The following is a 25,496-nucleotide window of genomic DNA, read 5'->3' on the forward strand; positions in this document are numbered from 1 at the left end:
CTCCTTTATTGAGGACCGGGTTTCACGGCTTGGCATTGCGGTATTCCGTCGCATGGCACGCCGGATGCAGACGGGAATATGTCCTGCGGTTGCAACAACCGGTCGACCGGCCTGGATTCCATTGATCTTTTCTGACCCATGCGCAAGCGTTCGGCCACAATGTCGCAGCGCTTGGACACAGTCCTGAAATGTTGCCCCCGTCCGGTAACAGGACGGTCATTTCCGCCATTCGAAAGGGAGGACCCATGCTGGACCTGTTGACTCGCAGCGACGAGGCGCTGGACATCATCCGCCGCACGTTTCCGGTGGCGCTCGGCGACTACGCGATGCCCGCCGGGGGCACCGGGCTGGTGATCATCGACGAGGTAAAGGGATTCGCCGCCGTCGGCTGCGGTCCGCTCGCCCCGGCGGCGCCGAACGCCCAGGTCGACCGCATGATCGCCGAGACGGACCGCTTGGCCCGCCGCTTCGCCGGTGCCGGCTGGCCGATCTGCGTCTCGCTGGATCGCCACGCCCCGGACAGGCCGGAGCCGCCCTATCCCCCGCACTGTCTGGCCGGCACCGGCCATGACGAGCTGGTCTCCGAACTGGCCTGGCTCGAGTCGGAGCCGTCGGCGACCCTGATCGCCAAGGACTGCATCAATTTCTTCATCGGCGCGACGGAGACGGACGGCGCGGGAAAGGCGGGGCGCAACCGGCTGGTGGACTGGGTGAACGGCAACCGGCTGGTGTCGGTCGTCACGGTGGGCATCTGCACCGACGTGTGCGTGATGGATTTCGTCCTGACGCTGCTGTCCGCGCGCAACCACGGTATGATGCCGACGCTGAGGGACGTGGTCGTTTATGAGCCGGGCTGCGCCACCTACGACCTGCCGGCGGAGATCGCGGAGGAGCTTGGCCTGCCGGAGACGGCCGCCCACCCGCAGGAGCCGGCGCACCACCTGGGTCTCTACATGATGGCGTCGCGGGGCGCGCTGCTGGCCGACACGCTGCGCTGAGACACGCCGGATCAGGGCTTTCGCTTTTTTCCGGCGGTTCTGGTAGCATCCCTGCGTGGCAAGGGTCCCGATCGTTCAACCGGCGTGCGATGCCGGCAGCAACGGCTGGACGGCGCGGAGACGTCGCACGTGGAAGAGCGGTATCTGAGGGCGATCCGCAACGCGCTGGTCAAGCATCAGCAATGGCTGACGCGCGACCCCAGCATGAAGGGACGCTGCGCCGACCTCAGCTTCCACAACTTGTCGGGCCTGGGGCTGCGCCGCATCAACCTCAGCAGCGCCAAGCTCAGCGGGGCGAGCCTGAACAGCGCCCGTCTGAACGGTGCCGTTCTGTCGCGCACCGACCTGTTCGGCGCCGATCTGTCCAAGGCCGACCTCACCGGTGCGTCGCTGGAAGGCGCCGATCTGCGCGGCGCGCGGGTGGAGGGCGCCATGATGGAGGAGGCCAACCTGCGCGGCGCCGACCTGCGCAAGGGCATGATGCTGGGGGCGGACGAACGCAAGCCGGCGGGCAACGCCGACGGCAGCACCACCTTCATCGGGTCCAAGATGGCCCGCGCCATCCTGTCCGACGCGCGCTTGGCGCAGTGCGACTTTTCCGGCTGCGATCTCTGCGGCGCGACCTTTTCCGGCAGCGACATGACCGGAACGATCCTGATCGGCGCCAATCTGATCGGTGCGGTGATGGAGCGGGTGGAGATGCAGGGCGCCTTGCTGTGCGGCGCCCGGCTGGACGACGAATTGCGCCAGACGCTGGAGCGGCGCGGCATCGACGTCGACGGCACCGGGCTGGTCAGCCTCGCCGGGCGGATGGCCGACAGCATTTCCGCCCACCAGCTCTGGGTCGAGCGCAACGCCGCCGCCGGCTTGCGGCTGGAGATGCAGCGCGTCGACCTGCGCGGCTACAACTTCGCCAACCAGCTCCTGGCCGGCAGCGTGATGCGTTTCTGCGGGCTGCGCGGGGCGGATTTCTCCGGAGCGAAGCTGGTCATGGCGGACCTGTCCTACTGCGACCTGCGCGAGGCGGACTTCACCAGCGCCGACCTGTCCGGTTGCAACCTGCGCGGCGCCAATCTGGCGGGGGCGAAGCTGTGGCGGGCGCGGCTGCGCCCGGTGGATCTGGCCGGGGACGGCAGCCGCCTGTGGCCGACCAACCTTGCCGAGGCCAGCCTGACCGGCGCCGACCTGCGCGACACCAGCCTCGCTCGCGCCATCCTGCACGGCACCGACCTGACGCGTATCCGCGCCACGGCCGAGACCCTGCGCGGCGCCGATGTGAGCTTCGCCGTCGGGGTCGAACCGCAATACGCTTGAGACAGCCTTACGCGGCGTCCCGCACGCGGATGTGTCCCTGAATGATCGCCGCGCGCGCCTCCTCCAGCCGGTCGCGCATGGCGGGTGTGACCAGCGCGCGGTTGTTGTCGTCCAGCGCGTAATCGACGCCGCGCTCGGCCAGCCCCAGGGCGCGCGAACCGGGAGTCCAGGCGCCGCTGCGTCCCTCCCCGAAGGCGCGCTCCACCGCAAGATCGACGCGTTTCAGCATCGAGGTCAGGATGGTGCCGGGGTAGAGGTGGTTCTGGTTGCTGTCCACCCCGATGGCGAAGCGTCCTGCGTCCTTGGCGGCGGCGAAGATGCCGAAGTTGGACACGCCCGCCCCGGCGAACACCACGTCGGCGCCGCGCTCGAACTGGGCCTTCGCCACCTCCGCCCCGGTGGTGGGGTCGTTGAAGGCGGCGGGGGTGGTGCCGACGAAATTGACCAGCAGGCCGATGTCCGGGCGGGCGTGGCGGGCGCCCTGCTGGAAGCCGGCGATGAATTTGCGGATCAGCGGGATGTCCAGCGCCCCGATGAAGCCGACGGTTCCCGTTCGCGAGGCCATGGCCGCCAGCATGCCGACGAGGAAGGACCCCTCCTGCTCCTTGAAGGTCACGGACTGGACGTTCGGCGCCTCCACCACCGCGTCGATGAGGGTGAAGCGGACGGCGGGATGCTTCGGCGCGAGGCTGGCCAGAGGGGCGGCGTAGTAGAAGCCGATCAGCGCGAGGTCGGTTACGCCGCGGCGCAGCAGGGCGGCCACCGCCTGATCGAACTGCGCCGTGCTGGCCGGCAGATAATCGCGGTAGGCGATCCCGGTGGCCTCCTTGAACCGCTCCGCCCCGGTAAAGGCGCCCTCGTTGAAGCTCTTGTCGAACTTCTGCCCGACCGCGTAGAGCAGCCCGGGCGCGAAGTCCTGCGCCCGCGCCGGAGCGGCGAGCGTGGCGAGGCCGGCGGCGCCCAGCGCCAGGACGGAACGGCGGGACAGCGGCTGGGGCATCGGGCGGGCTTTTCCAAAAAGGAAGGGCAAGCGCAGTCTAGACGGGAAGGGTGCGTTAACGCATAGGTCAATTGAATGACCAATGCGTATGGACGGCGTCCCGGGGATGTGTGGTAGCATCGCCGACAACGGACCGGCTCCGGCGGCCGGTTCCGGTGGAAGAACCATGGGGAGGGGAGCGACATGACGGACGCGCGCACACTGACGGGCAAGACCCTGTTCATCACCGGTGCCAGCCGGGGCATCGGCAAGGCGATCGCGCTGCGCGCCGCCCGCGACGGCGCCAACGTCGTCATCGCCGCCAAGACGTCGGAGCCGCACCCCAAGCTGCCCGGCACCATCTTCTCCGCTGCGGAGGAGGTCGAGGCCGCCGGTGGCAAGGCTCTGCCGGTCCTCTGCGACATCCGCGACGATGCCCAGGTGGCCGAGGCGGTGGCCCGCACGGTGGAGGCGTTCGGCGGCATCGACATTCTGGTCAACAACGCCAGCGCGATCAGCCTGACCGGCACGCTGGACACCCCGCTGAAGCGCTGGGACCTGATGATGGGGGTCAACGGGCGGGGCACCTTCGCCTGCTCCCAGGCCTGCCTGCCGCATCTGCTGAAGGCTTCGAACCCGCACATCCTGACCCTGTCGCCGCCGCTGAACCTCAATCCGCGCTGGTTCCAGCACCACACCGCCTACACCATCGCCAAATACGCGATGAGCCTGTGCACGCTGGGCATGAGCGCCGAGTTCCGCGGCAGGGTCGCCGTGAACTCCCTGTGGCCGCGCACGATCATCGGCACGGCGGCCATCGCCATGCTGAAGGGCGCCGCCGAGTTCGACAACTGCCGCAAGCCGGAGATCCTGGCCGACGCCGCCCACGCCGTCCTGACCCGCGATGCTCGGACTTGCACCGGCCATTTCTTCATCGACGACGAGGTGCTGGCGGAGGAGGGCGTCACCGACCTGGAGCCCTACGCGGTCAAGCCGGGCGCCCCGCTGGCGCCGGACATCTTCCTGGATTGAGCGCGGTCTGAAGGACCCGCGCCGCGCCGGGGGTGGCCATGCCGGGGCTAACCCTTTTATTGCCTGTGAACGCGCTTGGTGCAGGGCAGCGTTCCCACGATATCACAAGCATCGGCCGCCAAATTCCGTTACACTACGGTTTGTTTGCTCCCCAAATCGAAAGGGACCCTTTTCGCCGATCGGCTGATCCCCGGCTTATCCGCCATCCGGCAAGTGTCCGCACGTCCCTTTCCAGCTTGTTTTCATACACCGTCCGGTTGGGGCGGAGCGGATGCTCGAACAGCGTCAAACACTGAGCTTGTCCCAGAACAATCGGTTCATTCCGGAGCTCTTATGACCATCGAGCTGCACACCTTTACCGTCACCCTGAATCAGTCGGAAGCAACAGCGTACAAAAGCTTGGCCGAGCATCGGGCCTGGGTCCGCACCGCGGTGTCCGACCTGTCGGAGGTGCTGCGCACCGCCGGCATGGGCGCGGAGGCCCGCCTGCGCGGGCACGACCGCTGCGGTCACCTCGTCGTCGAGGCGACCGACACGGGGGCTGACTTCCTGCGCACCCTGCCGGCCATCGTCAGCGTGGAGGTCCACTGACGGAAACCTCTGAAGCACCCTCCTGGAAGAACCCTCTCCCCTCTGGGGAGAGGGCTGGGTGAGGGGGCGTTACGCCCGGTAGGGCGGATTAAAACTCCTTATGCGCAAGCGGAGCGCCTTCGGCGCCCCCCTCATCCTAACCTTCTCCCCAGGGGGGAGAAGGGACGTCATCATAGGCCTTTCTTCGCGGCGTCCTTCAGCCGGTGCAGGAAGCGCTCGGCGCGGGCAAGTTCGCTCAGCTCCACATACTCGTCCGGCTTGTGGGCCTGTTCGATGTCGCCGGGGCCGCAGACCACGGCGGGGATGTTGGCGATGCTGGTGAACAGCGCGCCCTCCGTGCCGAAGGCCACCTTGCCGTGGCCGTTCTGCTCGGCGAGGTTCTTGACCAGCGTCACCTCCTCCGAGTCCGGCGGGGTGTCGAGCGCCGGGCTGTCCGACAGGGTTTCCCAGGAGAAGCCGGCGTCGGGGCGGACGGCGCGCATCTCCGGTTCCAGCGTCTTGGCGAAGTCCCGCAGCTCCTTCAGCATCGGGGCCACGGGATGGTCGGCGAGATGCCGGATCTCGAACTCGAAGGAGGCGTCGGAGGGGACGATGTTGCGGGCCGTGCCGCCTTCCATCACCCCGGTGTGCACGGTGGTGAAGGGCACGTCGTAATCATAGTCGAACGGCCCCTGCTCGGCGAAGCGGCGGCCCATGCCGCGCAGGAAGGACACCAGCTCCGCCGCGTACTCCACGGCGTTCACCCCCTGCGGGGCGAGCGAGGAATGACAGGCGTGGCCGTGGACGCGGCAGCGCAGCGCCACCTTTCCCTTGTGGCCGACGATCACCCGCATCCGCGTCGGCTCCCCGACGATGCACAGGCGCGGCTTCACCGCCATCCCGGCGAGCTGGGTCAGCAGGCCGGGCACGCCCAGGCAGCCCAGCTCCTCGTCGTAGGAGAAGGCGTAATGGACCGGCGTCGTCAGGTTGGCGGCCAGGAAGTCCGGCGCCATGGCCAGCGCCGCCGCGATGAAGCCCTTCATGTCCGCCGTGCCGCGCCCGAACAGCTTGCCGTCGCGCTCGGTCAGGGTGAAGGGATCGCTGGACCAGTCCTGATCGTCCACCGGCACCACGTCGGTGTGGCCGGACAGGCAGACGCCGCCGCGGTCCGCCGGGCCGATGGTCGCGTAGAGGTTGGCCTTGGTCCGCTCCTCGTTGAACACCAGGGTGCTGGACACGCCCAGCGCCGCGAGATGGTCGCGGATGTAGTGGATCAGGTCGAGGTTGGAGTTGCGGCTGGTCGTGTCGAAGGCGATCAGGTCGCGCAGCAGCTCCAGCGTGCGCGGGCTGCACGCGGAAGGGCCGGCGGGATCGGGTGCGGGCATCATGGACCTGTGGTTTCGTTCAAATGGCAGGCGGACCAGCGCCGGGGCGCGATCTCGCGCAGGGCTGGGCGTTCCGCCGAACAGCGTGGCGTCGCGTGCGGGCAGCGCGGGTGAAAGGCGCAGCCCGACGGCGGGTCGAGGGGCGATGGAATCTCTCCGCGGATCGGCGCGAACCGCCGCTTCTCCACGGACACGCGCGGCGCCTCGTCCAACAGCGCCTTGGCATAGGGATGATTGGGTTTGTCGAACAGCTCCGGTGTCGGGGCCAACTCCACGATCCGTCCAAGATACATGATCGCGGTGCGGTCGGAAATGTGTTCCACGACGCCCAGGTCGTGGCTGATGAAGAGATAGGTGAGCGACAGTTCCGCGCGCAGGCGCATGAACAGATTGATGATCTGCGCCTGGATCGACACGTCGAGCGCCGCGACGGACTCGTCGCAGACCAGCACGTCCGGCTTCACCGCCAGCGCACGGGCGATGCCGATGCGCTGCCTCTGCCCACCGGAGAACTGGTGCGGGTAGCGCCGCAGATAGGCGGGGTCCAGCCCGACCTGCCGCAGGAGTGCTGCCACATACGCCTCGGCCTCCCGCGGCGGGACCAGCCCATGGACCACCGGAGCCTCCCCGACGATGTCGGCCACGCGCAGGCGCGGGTTGAGCGAGGCCATGGGGTCCTGGAAGACCATCTGGATCTTCAGGTTGGCGTGGTGGCGGTCGGCCGGGGACAGCTCCCGCAGGTCGCGGCCGCGCCAGCGCAGGGTGCCGGCGCTGGGCGGCAGGATGCCGGCGACCATGCGGCCCAGCGTGCTCTTGCCGCAGCCGGATTCGCCGACCAGCCCGACCACCTCGCCCTCCGCGATGGACAGGTCCACGCCGCTGACCGCCTGCACGGCCCGGTCGTCGATGGCCGCCCCCAGCCGACGGGCGAAGCGCTCCACCACGTCCAGCTTGCGCGAGAAGTGCTTGGTCAGCCCATCCAACTCGACAATGGGAGCAGCGGTCATGCGGCGTCTCCCCGCGCTTCGGCCGCGACGGGGTTCCAGCAGCGCCAGGCGCGGTCCTCCCGGTCCCCCACCAGTTCGGGCATGGCTGTGCAGGCCCCGGTGGCCCGCTCGCAGCGGGGGCGGAAGGCGCAGCCTTCCGGCAGGTCGAGGACGGAGGGCGTCATGCCGGGGATGGAGCGCAGCGGCACGCCGCGCCGGTTGCGGCTGGGCACCGACTCCAGCAGGCCGCGGGTGTAGGGGTGGCGCGGGCTGCCGATGATCTCCGCCACCGTCCCGGTCTCCACCACCCGGCCCGCATACATCACCGCCACCCGGTCGGCCAGCGCCGACACGACGGCAAGGTCGTGGGTGACCCAGATCAGCGCCGTCCCCGTCTCGCGGCAGAGCTTCTGCACCTCGAACAGGATCTGCGCCTGGATGGTGACGTCGAGCGCGGTCGTCGGCTCGTCGGCGACGATCAGGTCCGGGGAGTGCAGCAGCGCGATAGCGATGGCCACGCGCTGGCGCATCCCGCCGGAGAACTGGTGCGGGTAGGCGGCCAGCCGCTCGTCGGGCGACGCGATGCCGACGCGGGCCAGCGCCCGGCGGGAGCGCTCCCACGCCTCGGCCCGGCTGACCTTTTCGTGCGCGCGCACGGCCTCGACCATCTGGGTGCCGATGCTCAGCACCGGGTTCAGGGTCATCATCGGGTCCTGGAAGATCATGGCGATGCGCCGCCCGCGGATGGCGCGCAGCCGCTTCTCCCCGGCGCCCACCAGATCCTCGCCCTGGAACAGCACCCGGCCGCCGACCACCCGGCCCGGCGGATCGACTAGGCCGAGGATAGATTGCCCGGTCACCGACTTGCCGGAGCCGGACTCGCCGACCAGCCCGAGGATCTCGCCACGAGCGAGGTGCAGGCTGACCCCGTCCACCGCCTTCACGGTGCCGGCGCGGGTGAAGAAATGGGTCTTCAGCCCGTCCACACGCAGCAGGGGTTCGGTCATCGCATCGCCCCCTCTCAGTGATTTAGGCGCGGGTTGAGGACGTCGCGCAGCCGGTCCCCGACCAGATTGATCGCCACGATGGTGACCAGAAGCGCCAGACCGGGGAACAAGCTGACCCAGTAATCGCCGGAGAGCATGTACTGGTAGCCCGACGCGATCAGCATCCCCAGCGACGGCTGGGTCACCGGCACGCCGACGCCGAGGAAGCTCAGCGTCGCCTCCAGCGCGATGGCGTGGGCGACCTGCACCGTCGCCACCACGATCAGCGGCGGTAGGCAATTGGGCAGCAGGTGGCGCATCATGATCCGCCGGTGTGGCAATGCCAGGCACTGCGCGGCCTCGATGTACTCCTTGCGCCGCTCGACCAGGGCGGAGCCGCGGATGGTCCGCGCGTAGTAGGCCCACTGCACGGCGGCCAGCGCGACGATCACCTTGTCAACCCCCTTGCCCAGCAGGGCCAGCAGGATCAGCGCGATCAGGATCGCCGGGAAGGACAGCTGGATGTCGACCAGCCGCATGACCAGCCCGTCCACCCGGTCCCCCGCATAGGCGGCGAGCAGCCCGACCGCCACCCCGACGGCGAGCGCGATCAGCGTGGCGACCACCCCGACCAGCAGGCTGGTGCGCAGGCCGAAGACGATGGCCGACAGCATGTCGCGCCCCTGGTCGTCGGTGCCCAGCCAATAGGTCCAGCCGCCGCCGCCCAGCGCCCCCGGCGCCATCATGCCGTCGAGGATGTCCAGTTGCGCGAGGTCGTAGGGGTCCTGTGGCACCACCCAGCGGGCGAGCAGGGCGGCGAGCACGATCAGGACCAGCACCGCCAGCCCGGCCAGCGCCGTGCGCGACCGCGCGTACTCCCGCGCCAGCCGCAGGAAGGGCGTCTCGACCGCCGGGGCCTTGGCGGCGACGTCGCTCATGCCCGCCCCCCGCCCAGCCGGATTCGCGGGTCGAGCAGCGAATAGACCAGATCGACGATCAGGTTGATGACGACGAACAGCAGCACCGTCACGAGCAGGTAGGCGATCACCACGGGCCGGTCGAGCTGGAGGATGCTGTCGATCAGCAGCTTGCCCATGCCCGGCCAGGCGAAGACCGATTCCGTGACCACCGAGAAGGCGATGACGCTGCCCAGCTCCAGCCCCAGGACGGTGACCACCGGGATCATGATGTTCTTCAGGATGTGCACCCCGACAATGCGCGTGGGCGACAGTCCCTTGGCGCGGGCGAACTTCACATAGTCCTGCAAGGCGACCTCCCGCGTGCCGGCGCGGGCCAGCCGGATGACCAGCGACAGCTTGAACAGGGCCAGATTGACGGCGGGCAGGATCAGATGGGCCAGCCCGTCGGCGGTCAGGAAACTCCATTGAACGCCAAACAGGCTCGCCGTCTCGCCGCGCCCCCCTGCCGGCAGCCAGCCGAGAGTCACCGCGAAGGCCATGATGAGCATCATGCCCACCCAGAAGGTGGGCAACGAGAAGCCGAGGATCGAGCCGGTCATGATGACCCTCCCGGCAAGGGAGTCCGGCTTCAGCCCGGCCCACAGCCCCAGCGGGATGCCCAGCACCACCGCCACCAGCATGGCGCAGAGCGCCAGCTCCAGCGTCGCCGGGAAGCGCTGCAGCACGAGGCCGAGGGCCGGCACTCCATGGACGAAACTGGTGCCGAGGTCGCCGCCGAGCGCGCTGTCCACGAAGCGGATGAACTGCTCGTGCATGGGCTTGTCGAGGCCCAGACGGGCGATGGCGGCGGCGCGCTCGAACTCGTCGGCCTCGGGGCTGATGAGCACGTCGATGGGGTTGCCGATGGCGAAGATGCCGGCGAAGACCAGCACCGACATCGCCACCACGACGACCGCGCTCTGCGCCAGCCGCCGGAGGATGAAGACAAGCATGGCGCTCCGCTAATGTCTAACCCTCTCCCCTCCGGGGAGAGGGGAAATGGAGGACCGCTCCCCCTTCGCTACTTCGCGGGGCTCACCTTCTGCGCCAGCGTGTACTGGTCGGCGCGCGGTTCGTAGCTCAGCCCCTTCTTCATCGCCCAGACCGTCACCTCGTAATGCAGGGGGATGATGATGTCGGCGTCCATCGCCCGCTTCACCGCGGCCTGGAGCAGCTTTTCCCGCTTCGCGTCGTCCACGGTCGCCAGCGCGGTGTCCAGCATCCCGTCCAGCTCCGGGTCGGAGTAGCTGGTGTAGTTGGTGGTGCCGTAGCCCTTCTCCTTGATCGGCGTGGCGATCAGCGCCTTCAGCGGCGAGGACATCTCGCCCGAATCCGCACCCCAGCCGGCCAGGAAGACGCTGTATTCCTGCTTGTTGCGCTTGGAGAAGAAGACATTGGCGGTGGTCGCGTCGACCTGGGTCTGCACGCCAATGCGGGTGAACATCTGGGCGACCGCCTGGGCCACCTTGTCGTCGTTGATGTAGCGGTCGTTCGGCGTGCCGAGGGTGAGTTGGAAGCCCTTCGGGTAGCCGGCCTCGGCCAGGAGCTGCTTGGCCTTGTTGGCGTCGGTGGCGACGGTGACCTCCGGGTTGTTGCCGTAGAAGCCGGCGGGGAGGTACTGGTTCGCCGGTTCCGCCACCCCCATCATGATGCGTTTCACGATGGCGTCGCGGTCCACCGCCAGCGACAGCGCCTTGCGCACCTTCGGGTCCTTCAGCGGATTCTTGCCGTCGGTGCCGGTGATGGTCGGCGGGGTGTCCTGGACACCCAGCGCCAGATAGATCACGCGGTTCGATTGGGCCTGGGCCAGGGAGACGTTGGGGGCGGACTTCAGCCGCTCGATGTCCTGCACCGGGGGCGATTCGATCAGGTCCACGTCACCGGCCAGCAGGGCGGCGACGCGCGGCCCGTCGCTGGTGATCGGGCGGAAGACCACGGTGTCCCAGGCGGCCGACGGCCCCCAATAGTCGGGGTTGCGCTCCAGCACCTGCCGGTCGCCCTTGGTGTAGGACTTGTGCTTGAACGGCCCGGTGCCGATCATCAGCGAACCGTCGTTGAAGGCCTGCGTCGTCGGCCAGGAGTCGGCCTTGCACCCCGCCTTGTCGAAGGTGACGGCCTCGCCGCCCGCCGCCTTGGCGGAGATGATGCCGAAGGTCGACAGCTCCACCGGCAGCAGCGGGTAGGGTTTACCGGTCTTGATGACGAGGGTGTGCGGGTCCGGTGCCTCGATGGCCGCGATGCCCTTGGTGTAGACGGTGAAGGAGGAGGGGCTGTTGGCGACGTTCGGGATGCGGCAGACCGTATAGACGAAGTCCTGCGCGGTGAACTCGGTGCCGTCGTGGAATTTCACGCCCTTGCGCAGCTTGAATTCCCAGGTGGTTTCGTCGACGGCGCGCCAGCTTTCCGCCAGTTCGGGCTGGAGCCGCATCTTGGCGTCCATGCTGACCAGCGATTCGAACACATGCTTGCGGGCGCGCGTGTTGGGGCCGAGGTTGTGGTAGTGCGGGTCGAGCGCGCTCGGCTCCGCCGAGGTGCCGACCGTCAGGGTCGCCGCCCGCGCCGGCGCTGGAACGGCGGCCAGCAGGGCTAGGGCGGCCACCGCCGGCAGGAGTGGTTTGACGATTCCGGAACGCAGCACATCCGCAAGGCGCCGATCACGCCGATGCCGATCACGTAAGGCCATCCCTCGTCCCCCTGATTGTACGTTTGAAGTGTACCCGTGAAGCAGGCTCCCAGCCCTTGGACCACGGTTCTTGCGGCCCGATTCTTGTCGTTCGGCTCGCCGCAAGCGGGGCGGCGGCGCATATGTGTTCAACGATCAGAGCTTGAAACCATTGATCTGTCAACAGGGTCCGGTCTTCTGACCTATCCGGTTTTTCCCGATGGAAAGCTTTGGCAAACGGCGCCGGACGGGGCAGGATCGCTTCACCCGAAAACGCCAACGCAGAGAGCGAGGGGATTAGAGATGAAGACCTGCCAATCCTTCTACATCGGCGGCGCCTGGACCGAACCTGCGGCGGGCGCCACCGTGATGGAGGTGTTGAACCCGGCGACGGAGCAGGTGTCGGGCACCGTGGCGCTCGGCGGGCCGGAGGACGCTGAGCGCGCCGTGGCCGCGGCCCACGCCGCCTTCGACGGCTATTCCCGCACCCCGCTGAACGAGCGGCTGGAACTGCTGGCCGCCGTCTGCGCGCTCTTCGAGAAGCGCATGGACGATGTCGCCGACGCCATCACCGAGGAGATGGGCGCCCCCCTGGCGGCGTTGTCCAAGCCGGCGCAGGCCTTCATGGGGCTGGCCCATTTCAAGACGGCGCTTGAGGCCGCCCGCGAATACCCGTTCGAGCGGACCCGCGGCACCACCCGCATCCTGCGCGAGCCGGTCGGCGTCTGCGCGATGATCACGCCGTGGAACTGGCCGATCAACCAGATCGCCTGCAAGGTCGCCCCGGCGCTCGCCACCGGCTGCACGATGGTGCTGAAGCCCAGCGAGTTCGCCCCCTATTCGGCCTGGATCTTCGCCGAGATCCTGCACGAGGCCGGGGTTCCGGCGGGCGTCTTCAACATGTTCTACGGCGACGGCGCGGTGGTTGGTCCGGTCCTGGCCTCGCACCCGCTGGTCGACATGGTGTCGCTGACCGGCTCCACCCGCGCCGGGGCGTCGGTGTCCCACAACGCGGCCGACAGCATCAAGCGCGTGTCGCTGGAGTTGGGCGGCAAGTCCGCCAACATCATCTGCGAGAGCGCCGACCTGACCAAGGCTGTGACCCACGGCGTGCGGTCGATGATGTCCAACACCGGGCAGAGCTGCAACGCGCCGTCGCGCATGTATGTCCCGGCCTCCCGCCTGGACGAGGCGGAGACGATCGCGGCCCAGGTCTGCGCCCGTCTGGTGGTTGGCGACCCGCGTGGCGACCGCACCGGCGTCGGCCCGATCGCCAACCAGCGCCAGTACGAGCGGGTGCAGCGGCTGATCCAGGCCGGCATTGCGGAGGGCGCCTCCCTGCTGTGCGGCGGTCCGGGCCGTCCGGACGGGCTGGAGCGTGGCTTCTTCGCCAAGCCCACTGTCTTCAGCCGCGCCACCGACACCATGACCATCATGCGCGAGGAGATCTTCGGCCCGGTCCTGACCATCCGCCCCTACGAGGACATCGAGGAGGCGATCCGCAGCGCCAACGACTCGCTCTACGGCCTGTCCGGTTACGTCTACGCCGGCACGCTGGACGAGGCGCGCGCGGTGGCGAAGCGGCTGCGCACCGGCATGGTGCATTTGAACGGCGCCTCCATCGACCTCGCCGCTCCCTTCGGCGGCTACAAGCAGTCGGGCATCGGCCGCGAATGGGGCGAGGTCGGTTTCGAGGAGTTCCTGGAGACCAAGTCCGTCTATGGCAGCGAGCCGGCGGCGTAAGCGGCCGAAGTGACGTTGAATATCCCCTCTCCCCTCCGGGGAGAGGGTTAGGGTGAGGGGGTGCGCATCGCGGTACGTCCGGCAAATGCACACCCCCCTCACCGCCCGCTTCGCGGGCACCCTCTCCCCAGGGGGGAGAGGGCTGAACGGTCCGTCCCTTCACGCCTCCGCGGTCTTGGCGGCGGCGACGAACGCCTTTGCGTCGGTCTTGCCCAGACCGTTGAAGAACAGGTTCAGCAGGACCGCCGCGATGGTGCCCAGCAGGATGCCGCTGTGCAGCAGCGGCGACAGGAAGGGCGGCATCTTCTGGAAGATCTTGTCGGCGACCAGCGGCACCATGCCCAGGCTGATGCTGATGGCGACGATGTAGATGTTGCCGCGGTTGGACGTGTAATCGACCTTCGCCAGGATCTTGATGCCGGTCGCCGCGACCATGCCGAACATCACCAGACCGGCCCCGCCCAGCACATAGGTGGGGACGGAGGCGACGACGTGGGCCAGTTTCGGGAACAGGCCGAAGGCGACGAGGATGACGCCGCCCGCCACGCAGACCCAGCGGCTGCGCACCCCGGTGATCCCGACCAGCCCGACATTCTGCGAGAAGGAGGTGTAGGGGAAGGTGTTGAAGACGCCGCCGATCAGCGTGCCCAGACCGTCGGTGCGCAGGCCGCGGGTCAACTGCTCCGGCGTCACCGTGCGGCCGACCATCTCGCCGACCGCCAGGAACATGCCGGTGGATTCGATCATCACGACGATCATCACCAGCGACATGGTCAGGATCGACCAGAACTCGAACACCGGCATGCCGAACTGGAACGGGCGGATGACGTCCACCCACTTCGCCTGTCCCACCCCGTCGAAGCTGACCAGCCCCAGCACCATGGTCAGGGCGAAGCCCGCGATGATGCCCAGCAGGACCGAGATGTTGGCCCAGAAGCCCTTGGCGTATTTGGTCACCAGCAGGATCACCGCCAGCACGAACAGCGCGATGCCGAGATAGAGCGGATCGCCGAAATTCGGGTTTCCGGCCCCGCCGCCCGCCCAGGTGATGCCCACCCGCATCAGCGAGATGCCGATGATGGCGATGACGGTCCCCGTCACCACCGGCGGGAACAGCGGCAGCAGGCGCCCGACCACCGGGGCGGCCAGCGTGGCGAAGACGCCGGCCCCGATCACCGCGCCGTAGATGCCCAGCAGCCCCAGCGAAGGGTTGCCCGCCATGGCGACCATCGGTCCGACCGCGGCGAAGGTGACGCCCATCATCACCGGCAGGCGGATGCCGAATTTCCAGAAGCCCAGCGTCTGGATCAGCGTGACGATGCCGCAGGCGAACAGGTCGGCGTTGATGAGCAGCGCGATCTGGTCCTTGGGCAGCTTCAGCGCGCCGCCGATGATGAGCGGCACGGCGATGGCCCCCGCGTACATCACCATCACATGCTGCATCCCCAGAGCCAGCAGGCGCAGCAGCGGAAGCTTCTCGTCAACCGGGTGGGGTCGGGTTGGTGATTCCAGCGACGACATGATCCATGACCTCCGCGAATGAACAGGCGCGAAGTGCACGGCCCGTGCCACAACCGGCGGGGCGGGGAAACGCTGAGCGGCCCGCCCCGATGTGCCGAGAAAAATGGCGGTGCCGGGGAGGGATGCTCAATCCATGGGCAGCCCCATATCCCCTCTCCCCTCTGGGGAGAGGGTTAGGGTGAGGGGGTTGCGCTTGGCGGATCGTCCGGCAAAAGCGCAACCCCCTCACCGGCCCTTACGGGCCACCCTCTCCCCGGAGGGGAGAGGGCTATTTCACCGGTATTTTTCGGGCGTTCGCTCAGGGTCGCGCGCTGGACAGAGGCTGCGCCGCTTCCGCCACCACCGCCTTGCGGACGGGCAGGCCGGCGCCGCGCAGGGCTTCGGTGATGCGGTCGCCGTGGCCCTCGTCCTCGACCTCGATCAGCAGGGCGACCTCGGCGGACTTGACGGAGAAGGCGCCGAACAGGCGCTGGTGCTGCACGTCGATGATGTTGCCGCCGCACTCGGCCACGATGCGGGCCACCTGGGCGAGCGCGCCGGGCTGGTCGGCCACGTCGATGTCCAGGTTGATCAGGCGCCCGTCGCGGGCGAAGCCGCGCATCAGCACGTTGGCGAGCGTGCGCGTGTCGATGTTGCCGCCCGACACGATCAAGCCGACCCGCTTGCCGCGGAAGCGCTCGGGGTGGAAGAGCAGGGCGGCCAGACCGGCGGCCCCGGCGCCCTCCGCCACGGTCTTCTCCACCTCGATCAGCATGGCGATGGCGCGCTCGATCACCGCTTCCGGCACCAGCACCACGTCGCAGCCGTTCTGCTTCAGGATGTCCATGGGCCGGTCGCCGACGTCGCGCACGGCGATGCCCTCGGCCACGGTCGGGCCGCCGACCTTGACCGGCTGCCCGGCGAGGCGCTGCGCCGCGGCGGGGTAGGTCTCCACCTCCACGCCGACGACCTCCAGGCTGGGCCGCAGCGCGCGGGCGGCGACCGCGGCGCCGGCGGCCAGCCCGCCGCCGCCCACCGGGATGGCCAGCGCGTCGAGGTCCGGCACCTCCGCCAGCATCTCCAGCACGACGGTGCCCTGGCCGGCGATCACCGCGTCGTCGTCGTAGGGATGGACGAAGACCAGCCCGTCCCGCTTGGCGAGGTCGTGGGCGAAGGCCGCGGCCTCGGCCAGGGAATCGCCCTCCAGGATGACGGTGGCGCCGTGGTAGCGCGTGCGCTTGACCTTCACGAAGGGGGTGAAGCGCGGCATGACGATGGTCGCCGCGATGCCCAGCCGCTTCGCGTGGTAGGCCACGGCCTGGGCGTGGTTGCCGGCCGACATGGCGATCACCCCGGCCTGCCGCTCCTCCGGCGTCAGGTGGAGCAGCCGGTTGGCCGCCCCGCGCTCCTTGAAGGAGGCGGTGAACTGAAGATTCTCCAGCTTGACCCAGACCTCGGCGCCGGTGATCTGCGACAGGGTTTCCGAGCGCAGGAAGGGCGTGCGGCTGATGCGTCCGGCCAGCCGTTCGGCGGCGGCGTGAATGTCGTCGATGGTGACCGGCATGTGTCCTGTGCTTCCTCTACAAACCGCCGTTTCCGGGGGCGCTGGAGATCGCACCGTACAGGTCCGGGCGGCGGTCCGCCAGATGCGTGCCGACCCGGCGCAGGGCGGGATCCAGCTCGACGGTCAGCAAAGCCTCGCCGTCGCCGGCCCGCGCCAGCACCGATCCGTCTGGCGCCGCCACGCTGCTGAGCCCGCAATAACGCAACGCCCCCTCCGTCCCGCAGCGGTTGGCGTAGGCGACGAAGATGCCGTTCTCGAAGGCGCGGGCGGGGACGATGGTGGTGGCGACGATCTCGTAGGGCGTCATCAGCGCGGTCGGCACCAGCAGGGCGTCCACCCCGGCCAGCGCGTGGCGGCGCACCAGTTCCGGGAACTCCACGTCGTAGCAGATGACCACGCCGACCCGCAGCCCGCCGACCGCCGCGGTCGGGAAGGCGTCGCCGCCCGGCGCGAAGGAGCCGCGGTCGAGGTCGCCGTAGAGATGGGTCTTGCGTTGGTTCAGCAGGGACCTACCGTCCGCCCCGATCAGCTGCGCGGCGTTGTAAACGGCGCCGTCCGCTCCCCGCTCCGGATAGCCGTAGAGGATGGCGACACCGTGCCGCCGGGCGATGGCGGCGACCCGCGCGGCCATCGGCCCGTCCGCCGGCTCGGCCAGGGCGCGCACCGCCGCCGCGCCGATGTCGTAGCCGGTCAGGCCCATTTCCGGCCCGACCAGCAGGGCGGAGCCGCGCTCCGCCGCTTCCACCGCCGCCCGTTCCAGACGGTCGAGGTTGCGGTGCGGCGCACCGGGCTCCGCGTCCGCCTGGAACAGGCTCAGCCGCATGTCGTCAGCCTTGCTTCTGGCGGTTGGCGAGGGCGCGCACCGACAGGCAGAGGATTTCGAACAGCATCTGCGCGCCGGCATGGGCGGTGTTGGTCGTCGCGTCGTACTGGGGCGCCACCTCCACCACGTCGCCGCCGATGATGTCCAGCCCGTCGAGCCCGCGCAGGATCGCCAGCGCCTCCCGCGTGGTCAGGCCGCCGACCTCAGGCGTGCCAGTACCGGGGGCGAAGACCGGGTCCAGGCAATCCACGTCGAAGGAGACGTAGACCGGCCCGTCGCCCACCACCTTGCGCGCCGTCTCGATGACGCTGGCGATGCCGCGCTCCGGGATGTCCTCCGCGTGGATGACGGTCATGCCGCTGTCGTAGGAGAACTCCCACAGATACTCGGTGCTGCCGCGGATGCCGATCTGCACCGTACGCTCCGGGTCCAGCACGCCGTCGAGCACCGCCTGCCGGAAGGGGCCGCCATGGTGGAACTTGGCGCCCTCGTAGGGGCCGCCGGTGTCGCAATGGGCGTCGAAATGGATCATGCCCACCGGGCGCTTGCGGCCCAGCGCCTTGAGGATCGAATAGGTGATCGAATGGTCGCCGCCGACCGACAGCGGGATGACACCGGCGTCCATCACGCGGTTGTAGAAGGCCAGGATGTCGCCGTGGCAGGCCTCCAGGCTGAAGCGGCTGGACAGCGGCACGTCGCCGACATCGGCCAGTTTGCAGGAGGCCGCCGGGACCATGCGCAGGGCGTGCTCGTAGGGGCCGATGCGCTCCATCCCGCGCACCGCGCGCGGCCCGAGGCGGGCGCCGGCCCGGTTGGTGACTCCCAGGTCCATCGGCACGCCGATCAGCGCGATGTCCAGCCCGCCGAAGTCCGCCGCGTCGGCCGCGTCGGGGCGGTAGGGGGCGTCGAGCAGGGTGGACACCCCGGCGAAGGGCTGCACCCGCTTGCCGCCGGAGAACTGGAGGGCGGCCACCCGCTGGAACTCCGGATCGTGGAAGTCGTCGCCGCCGGAGCCGCTGTACTTCGTACGCAAACGATCAAGCTTCTGAGGGTCGATCATCGTCCGGATCTCTTTGAAAAAGGAAAAGGGTTATCAGTCGTTCTTGGCCCAGGCGCCGAGAAGGCGGGGCAGGTCGCCGAACCACGCGATCAGCCCGAAGACCACCGCGGTCAGCGAGACGAAGAGCACCGTCACGGCGGCCATGGTCGGGGTGTAGCCGTAGCGGAGCGCGTTGAAGATCTTGATGGGCAGCGTTTCCAGCGTGAAGCCGACCACCATGTAGGCCACGATGTACTCGTTCAGCGACAGCACGAAGGCGAAGGCGAAACCGGAGATCACGTAGGGCCGCACCAGCGGCATCACCACCGTGCGCAACACCGTCCGGTCGTCCGCCCCCATGGTCGCCGCCGCCTCCACGTAGGAGCGGTCCACCGCCCCGAAGCCCAGCGACAGCGTGACCAGCGGCAGCGTCACGAAGAACACCGCGTGGCTGACCACCACCGTCCAGGGCGACCCGTATTCGCCGACCGCCGCCCAGAAGCTGAGGAATCCCAGCGCGGTGATGACCGGCGGCAGGATGAAGGGCGTCATCCCCAGCACCTCGAACGCCCGCGCCCAGGGGGCGCGCCAGCGCCACAGGAACCAGGCCAGCGGGAAGGCGATCAGCACCGCCAGCGCCGCCGACAGGGTGGCGACGACGAGGCTGGTGATGAGGGCGCCGCGCCAGCCGGGATCGGTGAAGACCTCCGCATACCAGGCGAGCGAGAAGCCCTGCGGCGGGAAGGTCAACGCCTTCTTCTCGTTCACCGAGACGCCGGCCACCACCAGGATGGGGGCGGCGAGGACCAGGGCGATCAGGCCAGCGGCCACAGAGTTGAGCGTGCGCATCAGCATCAGGCCGTCTCCTCCCGCCGCCCGGCGAGCAGCGCCAGCCCGACGAGGGCAAGGCTGACCAGCACCAGGAAGACGGCCATCGCCGCCGCGAAGGGCATGTTGGACTGGTAGATCGCCTGATCGGTGATCAGCACCGACAGCGTCCAGTGCTGGGGTCGCCCGAGAAGCTGCGGCAGCAGGTAGGAGCCGAGCGCGAAGACGAACACCATGATCGTCGTCGCCACGATGGTGTTGCGCAGCGCCGGCACCACCACCGTGAAGAAGGCGCGCAGCGGCGAGGAGCCGAGCGTGCGCGCCGCCTCCTCCAGATAGGGGTCGAGGCGGGCGAGCGCGGGGTAGAGCACCAGCACCGTGTAGGGGAAGGCCTGATAGACCAGCCCGGCCAGCAGCGCGCCGAAGCTCGGGCTGAGCGACTGCGGCTCGGCCATCAGGCCCAGCGCCACGAACAGGTTGGTAATGCCCGCGGTGCGCGACAGCAGGGTTGACCAGGCGAAGCCGATGATGACTTCCGACAGCGACAGGATCGACAGCAGGAAGACCAGCCAGCGGATCTGCGCCCCGCGCGACAGCTTGACCAGCCGGTAGGTGAAAGGGAAGGCGATGCCCACCGACAGCGCCGCGACCAGCGCCGCCAGCCCCAGCGAGAAGGACATCACACCGCCGAAGAAGGCCGTCAGGAACCGCTCGTAATTGGCGAAGACGAGGTCCGGCTCGTAGAAGCCGCCGGGCACGCGCCGGAAGACGCTGACCGCGATCATCAGGCTGAAGGGGATGACGAAGAAGACGACCAGCATCAGCGCCGGGAAGAGGATCGGCGCGTGCTCGGCCAGACCACGGGGCGCGCGGCGGATCATCGGGCGTGCTCCGTGGCGGGCGGCAGTACGACGCAGGCTGCCGGGGGAAACTCCACCGACAGGGCGCCGCCGGGGGCGACCGGCGGGCGGTCCTGCGGACGCGACAGCGCGACGATCTCCCGCCCGGCCACGTCGATGCGGAACTCCACGCTGGCGCCGAGGTCGCGCATGAAGGACAGCGTGCCGGTCAGCCGGTTCGGCCCGTCCGTCCCCGCGGGGTGGACGATCACGTCCTCCGGGCGGACCGACAGCAGGACGCGGCCCGTCGGCGGCAGGTCGGGCAGATGCAGGGTGCCGCCGGGTATGGCGGCGGTGCCGGGGGCGGTGACCTCGCCCTCCAGCAGGTTGGTCATGCCGATGAAGTCGGCGACGAAGGCGTCGGCGGGTTGGCGGTAGACCTCCATCGGCGGGGCGGCCTGATGGATGCGGCCTTGCGACATCACCACCACGAGGTCGGCCATGGTCATCGCCTCCCGCTGGTCGTGGGTGACGACGATGGTGGTGATGCCCAGCCGCTGCTGAAGCTGCTTCAACTCGATCTGCATGGCCTCGCGCAGTTTGGCGTCGAGCGCCGACAGCGGCTCGTCCAGCAGGAACAGCTTGGGCGACAGGGCCAGCGCGCGGGCGATGGCGACGCGCTGCCGCTGCCCGCCCGACAACTTGGAGACGGGCCGGTCGGCGACGCCGGGCAGGCGGACCAGCTCCAGCAGCTCGTCGGCGCGCTTGCGCTGCTCGGCCTTCGTGGCGCCGCGGATGCGCAGGGGGTAGGCGATGTTCTCGCCCGCCGTCAGATGCGGGAAGAGGGCCAGCGACTGGAACACCATGCCGAATTCCCGCGTGTGGGCGGGGGCCGTGGTGATGTCGCGCCCGTCGATGACCAGCCGTCCGCCGGAGGGGTCCTCCAGCCCGGCGATCATGCGCAGCAGCGTCGTCTTCCCGCAGCCGGACGGGCCGAGCAGGCAGACGAATTGCCCGTGCGGGATGCGCAGCGACGCGCCGTGCACCGCGGTCACGGGACCGTATCGTTTGGTGAGACCGTCGAGGACAAGGGCTGACATGGGATGGCTTTGTTCTGATTGAACCTTTGTTCCCTCGCCCCTCTGGGGAGAGGGTTAGGGTGAGGGGGCGCCCATAGGGCGTCAACGCAGCCTCATTGCAGTGCGTGTCCGGCCTGCGGCCGCCCCCTCATCCCATACCCTTCTCCCCAGAGGGGAGAAGGGCTCACACACTCACCCGACGATCATTTCCGTCCACTTCTGGTTCAGCCAGTCGGACTTGCTCGTGTAGAGGTCGTAGCGGGGGATGATCGGCGCGATGTCGGAGGACACGGCGGCGAACTCCTGATCCGCCAGGTCGGTCAGCTTGCGGTCGATGGTCGGGGCGGTGCCGACTTTGCGCGACAGCAGGGCCTGGATCGACGGCTGGCACATGTAGTCCACGAAGACATGGGCGAGGTCGCCGGCCTTGGAGGCGCGGGTGACCGCCCAGCTGCCGGAGTCGAGGATGCCGCCCTCCTTCGGGAAGGTCGAGCGCACCGGCTGCCCGTCCGCGGCGGCGAGGCCGGTCACGTCGTGGTAATACTGGCCCATCGGAATCTCGCCGGACTTCAGCGAGGCCTCGAACTGCGCCTCGTCGCGGTACCAGAGCTTCACGTTGGACTTCAGCTCCGCCAGTTTCTTGAAGCAGTCGAGCTGCCCCTGCTCGCTGTCGAGATGCTTGGTGCCGCCGAAGAAGGTCGCCGCCGTGACCTCCAGCAGGAAGCTGTTGCTGACCAGCGCCAGCAGGCCGAGCTTGTCCTTGTTCGCCGGGTCCCACAGGGCCGCCCAGCTGTCCGGAGCCTGCGGGTAGCTCTTGGTGTTGGTGACCAGCGTGATGTACCAGGACACCGCGCCGATGCCGCTGACCTTGCCGTCCGGGTACTTGTTGACGAGGTGCGGAAGAATCTTGGCGGCGTTGGGGATCTTCGACAGGTCGAAGGGCGCCCACAGCTCCGCCGAGGCCCCCTTCAGCATCGCCACCTGCGACATCATCGAGACGTCGGCGGGCGCCTGGCGGGCGCGGGCCGCCTGTTCGAGCTGGACCAGCCAGGCCTCGCCGGTCGGCTCGGCGATCGCCTCCACCGTGATGCCGGTGGCCTTGGAGAATTCCGGGAAGATGTGCTTTTCGAAGGATTCCTTGAAGTAGCCGCCGTAGACGCCGACCTTCAGCGTCTTCGACTGGGCGCGGACGATGCTCGGAAAACCGATGGCGGCCACCGTGGCCAGCGTGCCCGCTCCGGCCAGAACGGCGCGCCGGCCGATGCCGCCGGCCAGAGCGGCGTGAAGTCCCTGCTTACCCGTCGTCTCGTTCATGGATGCGACCTTTCCTTGCGGACGAGCTTATCTGTTCGTGAGGCCAGCATTGCAGCCTGCGATCATTAGACCCCCGGCGCCGTTGCCCGAAAATCAGAAAGTTTTGTATTTTACTTCGATCCGGGTCGAAGTATCGGGCGTGCCGGACCCATCGGGCGGGGCAGGGGAGGGTGGGCGTCGTGGCGATGATTCAGCTGGAAACCGTGGATCTGCGCCTGTTGCGGTTGTTCATGACCATCGTCGAGGCCGGCGGATTCAGTGCGGCGCAGAGCGAACTGAACCTGTCGCTGTCCACCATCTCCACCCATTTCGCCGATCTGGAGACGCGGCTGGGCCTGCGGCTGTGCCGTCGTGGGCGCTCGGGATTCCAGCTCACCCCGGAGGGGCAGGCAGTCTATGACGAGGCGCGGCGCGTGTTCGACACGCTGGAGCGGTTCCGCGGGCGGGTGCGCGGCCTGCGCGAGCGGTTGACCGGCACGCTGGCGGTCGGGCTGGTCGACAACACGCTGACCGACCCGCGCGCCCCGCTGGAGCGCGTCTTCGCCCGCTTCACCGAGGCGGCGCCGGAAGTCTCGCTGATCATCAACGTGCGCCCACCGAACGAGCTGCTGCGCGACGTCATCGGTGGGCAGCTCCAGCTCGCCATCGCCAGCTTTCCGCGCATCGTGCCCAGCCTGTCCTACCAGGACCTCTACAACGAGACGATCCACTTCTGCGTGGCCGACGGGCACCCGCTGTTCACCCTGCCGGACGAGGCCATCGACCTCGACGAGATCCGCCGTTACCGGCTGGTCGCGCGCAGCTATTGGGGATCACGCGACCTGAAGATCTTCGCCATCTCGACGCCCAAGGCGACGGTCAGCGACATGGAGGGGGCGGCGCGGCTGATCCTGTCCGGCGCCTACGCCGGCTATCTGCCGGACCATTACGCGGCCCCCTACATCAAGGCCGGGCGGCTGCGGATCCTGCTGCCCAAGGTCCTGTCCTATCAGGCGCCGTTCCAGGTGGCCTTCGACGCCAACCGCTCCAAGAGCCCGGTGGTGGATCTGTTCATCGCCCTGACGCGCGAGGAGATGACCGCGCCGGAGTTCCAGAGCACCACGGTCCGGCCCTCCTGACGGAGTGCCGACGCCGCGCTGTGTAAAGCGACCTTGACAGCATACGGGCGCGATATGTAAAGCTTCCTTGTCAGCATCGGGCGGCGGATGGGAAAGGGACAGGGATGTTCAGCATCAGACGCTATGGCATTGAACTGTTCGGGGCCTTGGCTCTCTACGCGGCGCTTCTGCTCGGAGCCAACCTGGCGGAGCGCGTCTTCCAGCCCGAGGGCGGGGCGAAGATGGTGCTCGCGCTCCTGCCGATCCTGGGCACGGCCGCCGTCGCCTGGGCCGTTTTGCGGGGGCTGTGGCGCATGGACGAGCTCCAGCGCCGCATCCAGCTCGACGCGATCGCCCTGTCGTTCACGGGAACGGCGCTGGTGACCTTCGCCTGGGGTTTTGCGGAAAGTGCCGGCGCGCCGGAACTGCGGGCGTTCCATGTCTGGCCGCTCATGGCGGTGCTGTGGGTTGCCGGAGTGCTGGTCGCCCAATGGCGCTATCGATGAAAAACATCCTCAAGGACATCCGAACCGCCCGCGGTTGGAGCCAGGGTGACTTGGCGGAACGCCTCCAGGTGTCCCGCCAGACCGTCAATTCCATCGAGAACGGGCGCTACGACCCCAGCCTCCCCTTGGCTTTCGCGATTGCGCGAACGTTCGATCGGACGATCGAAGACATCTTCTTTCCTTGAGGCTTCCCGGTGCGAAATCCGCCCGGCCCGTCAGATGTGATATTCCGGCTCCGGCACGGTCTGGTCCATGGCGAGCGCCGGCACGGTGTCGCGGCACCAGCCGACGATCCGCGCCGGGACGCCGACCACGGTGGCGCAGGGCGGCACGTCCTTCAACACGACGCTGCCGGCCCCGACCTTGGCGCGGCTGCCGATCTCGATGTTGCCGAGGATCTTGGCGCCGGCCGACAGCAGGACGCCGTCGCGCACCTTCGGATGGCGGTCGCCATGCTCCTTGCCGGTGCCGCCGAGCGTGACCTCCTGAAGAATCGACACGTCGTTGCCGACCACCGCGGTTTCGCCGATCACCACGCCGGTGCCATGGTCGATGAAGACGCCGCGCCCGACAGGCACCGCCGGGTGGATGTCCACCGCGAACACCTCCGACACCCGGCTCTGCAGGAAATGGGCGAGATCGCGCCGCTCGCGCCGCCACAGCCAATGGCCGATGCGGTGCCATTCCAGCGCGTGGAAGCCCTTGTAGTAGAGGAAGGGCGTCAGGCAGTTGTCGGCCGCCGGGTCGCGCGTGCAGATGGCCTGGAGGTCGGAGCAGGCTTCCTCCACGATGCAGGGCGCGTCGGCGACCGCCGAGCGCACGAGCATCGCGAGCTGGTCGGCGGAGATGTAGGAATCGCCGAGCTTGCGAGCCAGCAGGCTGCCCAGCGCCGACGGGAAATCGTGGTGCAGCAGGATGGCGGTGTCGATGAAGGGGCGCAGCCAAGGTTCCTTGACGACCACGCTTTCCGCCTCGGCGCGCAGCATCGCCCACATGCCGTCCACGCCTTCCAGAAGAGGGGTCTCCGGACGGTCCAGTTCCCTGAGGCTCTGGTCCTTGAGGCCCTGTTCCTCGAGGCAAGGGGCGACGATGTGGTTCATGGCACAGATGTCCTGATGTTCCCGACCGGCCCGGTCGTCGGTCCGGTCATGGGTCCTTCAACAGGCCGGACCGAACCCTAGCACGCCGCTTTCCGGAAGGGGAGCCATGTCGTGGGAAATGAAGGATCACTACGAAATTTTACACATTTCTGCTCTGTGAAAACAATCCGCTTCATCCGTGCAGTGCGCGAGC

General features: G+C 68.6%; 24 protein-coding genes. 8 read left to right on the forward strand and 16 right to left on the reverse strand.

Features of this window, described 5'->3' with window-relative positions:
* Nucleotides 1-245 precede the first annotated feature (245 nt).
* Together AC1DVI_RS10370 and AC1DVI_RS10375 are read left to right on the forward strand one after the other, a co-directional pair.
* The gene (locus tag AC1DVI_RS10370; RefSeq protein ID WP_476957895.1) at nt 246-998 is read left to right on the forward strand and encodes an isochorismatase family protein; all 753 of its coding nucleotides are present in this window, start codon (nt 246-248) and stop codon (nt 996-998) included.
* 129 nt (nt 999-1,127) lie between these two features.
* On the forward strand, nt 1,128-2,312 hold the full coding sequence (locus AC1DVI_RS10375; RefSeq protein ID WP_149166254.1) for a pentapeptide repeat-containing protein: 1,185 nt from the start codon (nt 1,128-1,130) through the stop codon (nt 2,310-2,312).
* A gap of 7 nt (nt 2,313-2,319) precedes the next feature.
* Here AC1DVI_RS10375 and AC1DVI_RS10380 read toward each other — a convergent pair whose 3' ends face one another.
* Nucleotides 2,320-3,312 (reverse strand): BMP family lipoprotein, encoded by a 993-nt coding sequence (locus AC1DVI_RS10380; protein ID WP_476957896.1) that lies wholly within the window; start codon nt 3,310-3,312, stop codon nt 2,320-2,322.
* Between the two features lie 183 nt (nt 3,313-3,495).
* Between AC1DVI_RS10380 and AC1DVI_RS10385 the strand changes: the two genes are divergently transcribed.
* Both AC1DVI_RS10385 and AC1DVI_RS10390 read left to right on the forward strand, forming a co-directional pair.
* Entirely contained in the window at nt 3,496-4,323 is an 828-nt protein-coding gene (locus AC1DVI_RS10385; RefSeq protein ID WP_476957897.1) for an SDR family oxidoreductase, read from the forward strand.
* 333 nt (nt 4,324-4,656) lie between these two features.
* Nucleotides 4,657-4,914: a hypothetical protein gene (locus tag AC1DVI_RS10390; protein ID WP_149166257.1), complete on the forward strand. Its 258-nt coding sequence runs from the start codon at nt 4,657-4,659 to the stop codon at nt 4,912-4,914.
* 170 nt (nt 4,915-5,084) lie between these two features.
* On the opposite strand, the gene argE is transcribed toward AC1DVI_RS10390, so the two are convergent.
* From argE to AC1DVI_RS10420, 6 genes are all read right to left on the reverse strand, one after another.
* Entirely contained in the window at nt 5,085-6,281 is a 1,197-nt protein-coding gene (argE, locus tag AC1DVI_RS10395) for an acetylornithine deacetylase (RefSeq protein WP_476957898.1), read from the reverse strand.
* Nucleotides 6,278-7,285, reverse strand: coding sequence for an ABC transporter ATP-binding protein (locus tag AC1DVI_RS10400; protein ID WP_476957899.1), 1,008 nt, complete (start codon nt 7,283-7,285; stop codon nt 6,278-6,280). The genes argE and AC1DVI_RS10400 overlap by 4 nt, the downstream gene beginning before the upstream one ends.
* Nucleotides 7,282-8,271 (reverse strand): ABC transporter ATP-binding protein, encoded by a 990-nt coding sequence (locus AC1DVI_RS10405; protein ID WP_476957900.1) that lies wholly within the window; start codon nt 8,269-8,271, stop codon nt 7,282-7,284. Before AC1DVI_RS10405 ends, AC1DVI_RS10400 begins: the two co-directional genes overlap by 4 nt.
* A gap of 14 nt (nt 8,272-8,285) precedes the next feature.
* Nucleotides 8,286-9,188 carry an ABC transporter permease gene (locus AC1DVI_RS10410; protein ID WP_476957901.1) on the reverse strand — a complete coding sequence of 301 codons (903 nt, stop codon included), beginning with the start codon at nt 9,186-9,188 and terminating at the stop codon, nt 8,286-8,288.
* Nucleotides 9,185-10,162 (reverse strand): ABC transporter permease, encoded by a 978-nt coding sequence (locus tag AC1DVI_RS10415; protein WP_476957902.1) that lies wholly within the window; start codon nt 10,160-10,162, stop codon nt 9,185-9,187. The genes AC1DVI_RS10410 and AC1DVI_RS10415 overlap by 4 nt, the downstream gene beginning before the upstream one ends.
* 68 nt (nt 10,163-10,230) lie before the next feature.
* The gene (locus AC1DVI_RS10420) at nt 10,231-11,847 is read right to left on the reverse strand and encodes an ABC transporter substrate-binding protein (RefSeq protein ID WP_476957903.1); all 1,617 of its coding nucleotides are present in this window, start codon (nt 11,845-11,847) and stop codon (nt 10,231-10,233) included.
* A 327-nt stretch (nt 11,848-12,174) separates the two neighbouring features.
* Here AC1DVI_RS10420 and AC1DVI_RS10425 point away from each other — a divergent pair, with 327 nt between their 5' ends.
* Nucleotides 12,175-13,614, forward strand: a complete 1,440-nt coding sequence (locus tag AC1DVI_RS10425; RefSeq protein WP_476957904.1) for an aldehyde dehydrogenase family protein — start codon at nt 12,175-12,177, stop codon at nt 13,612-13,614.
* A 159-nt stretch (nt 13,615-13,773) separates the two neighbouring features.
* Here AC1DVI_RS10425 and AC1DVI_RS10430 read toward each other — a convergent pair whose 3' ends face one another.
* From AC1DVI_RS10430 to AC1DVI_RS10465, 8 genes are all read right to left on the reverse strand, one after another.
* Nucleotides 13,774-15,135, reverse strand: coding sequence for a nucleobase:cation symporter-2 family protein (locus AC1DVI_RS10430; protein ID WP_476957905.1), 1,362 nt, complete (start codon nt 15,133-15,135; stop codon nt 13,774-13,776).
* Between the two features lie 298 nt (nt 15,136-15,433).
* Nucleotides 15,434-16,678 (reverse strand): threonine ammonia-lyase, encoded by a 1,245-nt coding sequence (locus AC1DVI_RS10435; protein ID WP_476957906.1) that lies wholly within the window; start codon nt 16,676-16,678, stop codon nt 15,434-15,436.
* 16 nt (nt 16,679-16,694) lie between these two features.
* Nucleotides 16,695-17,501: a carbon-nitrogen hydrolase family protein gene (locus AC1DVI_RS10440; protein ID WP_476957907.1), complete on the reverse strand. Its 807-nt coding sequence runs from the start codon at nt 17,499-17,501 to the stop codon at nt 16,695-16,697.
* Between the two features lie 4 nt (nt 17,502-17,505).
* Nucleotides 17,506-18,561, reverse strand: a complete 1,056-nt coding sequence (speB, locus tag AC1DVI_RS10445; RefSeq protein WP_476957908.1) for an agmatinase — start codon at nt 18,559-18,561, stop codon at nt 17,506-17,508.
* Nucleotides 18,562-18,594: 33 nt separating this feature from the next.
* The gene (locus AC1DVI_RS10450; RefSeq protein ID WP_456530689.1) at nt 18,595-19,395 is read right to left on the reverse strand and encodes an ABC transporter permease; all 801 of its coding nucleotides are present in this window, start codon (nt 19,393-19,395) and stop codon (nt 18,595-18,597) included.
* Complete coding sequence (locus AC1DVI_RS10455) at nt 19,395-20,249, reverse strand: ABC transporter permease (RefSeq protein WP_035682465.1); 855 nt, start codon at nt 20,247-20,249, stop codon at nt 19,395-19,397. The genes AC1DVI_RS10450 and AC1DVI_RS10455 overlap by 1 nt, the downstream gene beginning before the upstream one ends.
* Nucleotides 20,246-21,307, reverse strand: coding sequence for an ABC transporter ATP-binding protein (locus tag AC1DVI_RS10460; RefSeq protein ID WP_476957909.1), 1,062 nt, complete (start codon nt 21,305-21,307; stop codon nt 20,246-20,248). The genes AC1DVI_RS10455 and AC1DVI_RS10460 overlap by 4 nt, the downstream gene beginning before the upstream one ends.
* A 171-nt stretch (nt 21,308-21,478) precedes the next feature.
* The gene (locus tag AC1DVI_RS10465) at nt 21,479-22,600 is read right to left on the reverse strand and encodes an ABC transporter substrate-binding protein (RefSeq protein WP_476957910.1); all 1,122 of its coding nucleotides are present in this window, start codon (nt 22,598-22,600) and stop codon (nt 21,479-21,481) included.
* Between the two features lie 185 nt (nt 22,601-22,785).
* On the opposite strand from AC1DVI_RS10465, the gene AC1DVI_RS10470 reads away from it, so the two are divergent.
* From AC1DVI_RS10470 to AC1DVI_RS10480, 3 genes are all read left to right on the forward strand, one after another.
* Entirely contained in the window at nt 22,786-23,718 is a 933-nt protein-coding gene (locus AC1DVI_RS10470; protein ID WP_476958008.1) for a LysR family transcriptional regulator, read from the forward strand.
* Nucleotides 23,719-23,822: 104 nt separating this feature from the next.
* Nucleotides 23,823-24,203: a hypothetical protein gene (locus AC1DVI_RS10475; RefSeq protein ID WP_476957911.1), complete on the forward strand. Its 381-nt coding sequence runs from the start codon at nt 23,823-23,825 to the stop codon at nt 24,201-24,203.
* Nucleotides 24,200-24,388, forward strand: coding sequence for a helix-turn-helix transcriptional regulator (locus tag AC1DVI_RS10480; protein WP_476957912.1), 189 nt, complete (start codon nt 24,200-24,202; stop codon nt 24,386-24,388). The genes AC1DVI_RS10475 and AC1DVI_RS10480 overlap by 4 nt, the downstream gene beginning before the upstream one ends.
* 30 nt (nt 24,389-24,418) lie before the next feature.
* Here AC1DVI_RS10480 and cysE read toward each other — a convergent pair whose 3' ends face one another.
* The gene (gene cysE, locus AC1DVI_RS10485; RefSeq protein ID WP_476957913.1) at nt 24,419-25,303 is read right to left on the reverse strand and encodes a serine O-acetyltransferase; all 885 of its coding nucleotides are present in this window, start codon (nt 25,301-25,303) and stop codon (nt 24,419-24,421) included.
* Nucleotides 25,304-25,496: the final 193 nt, after the last annotated feature.

Source organism: Azospirillum sp. P4_B5, from assembly GCF_056402275.1.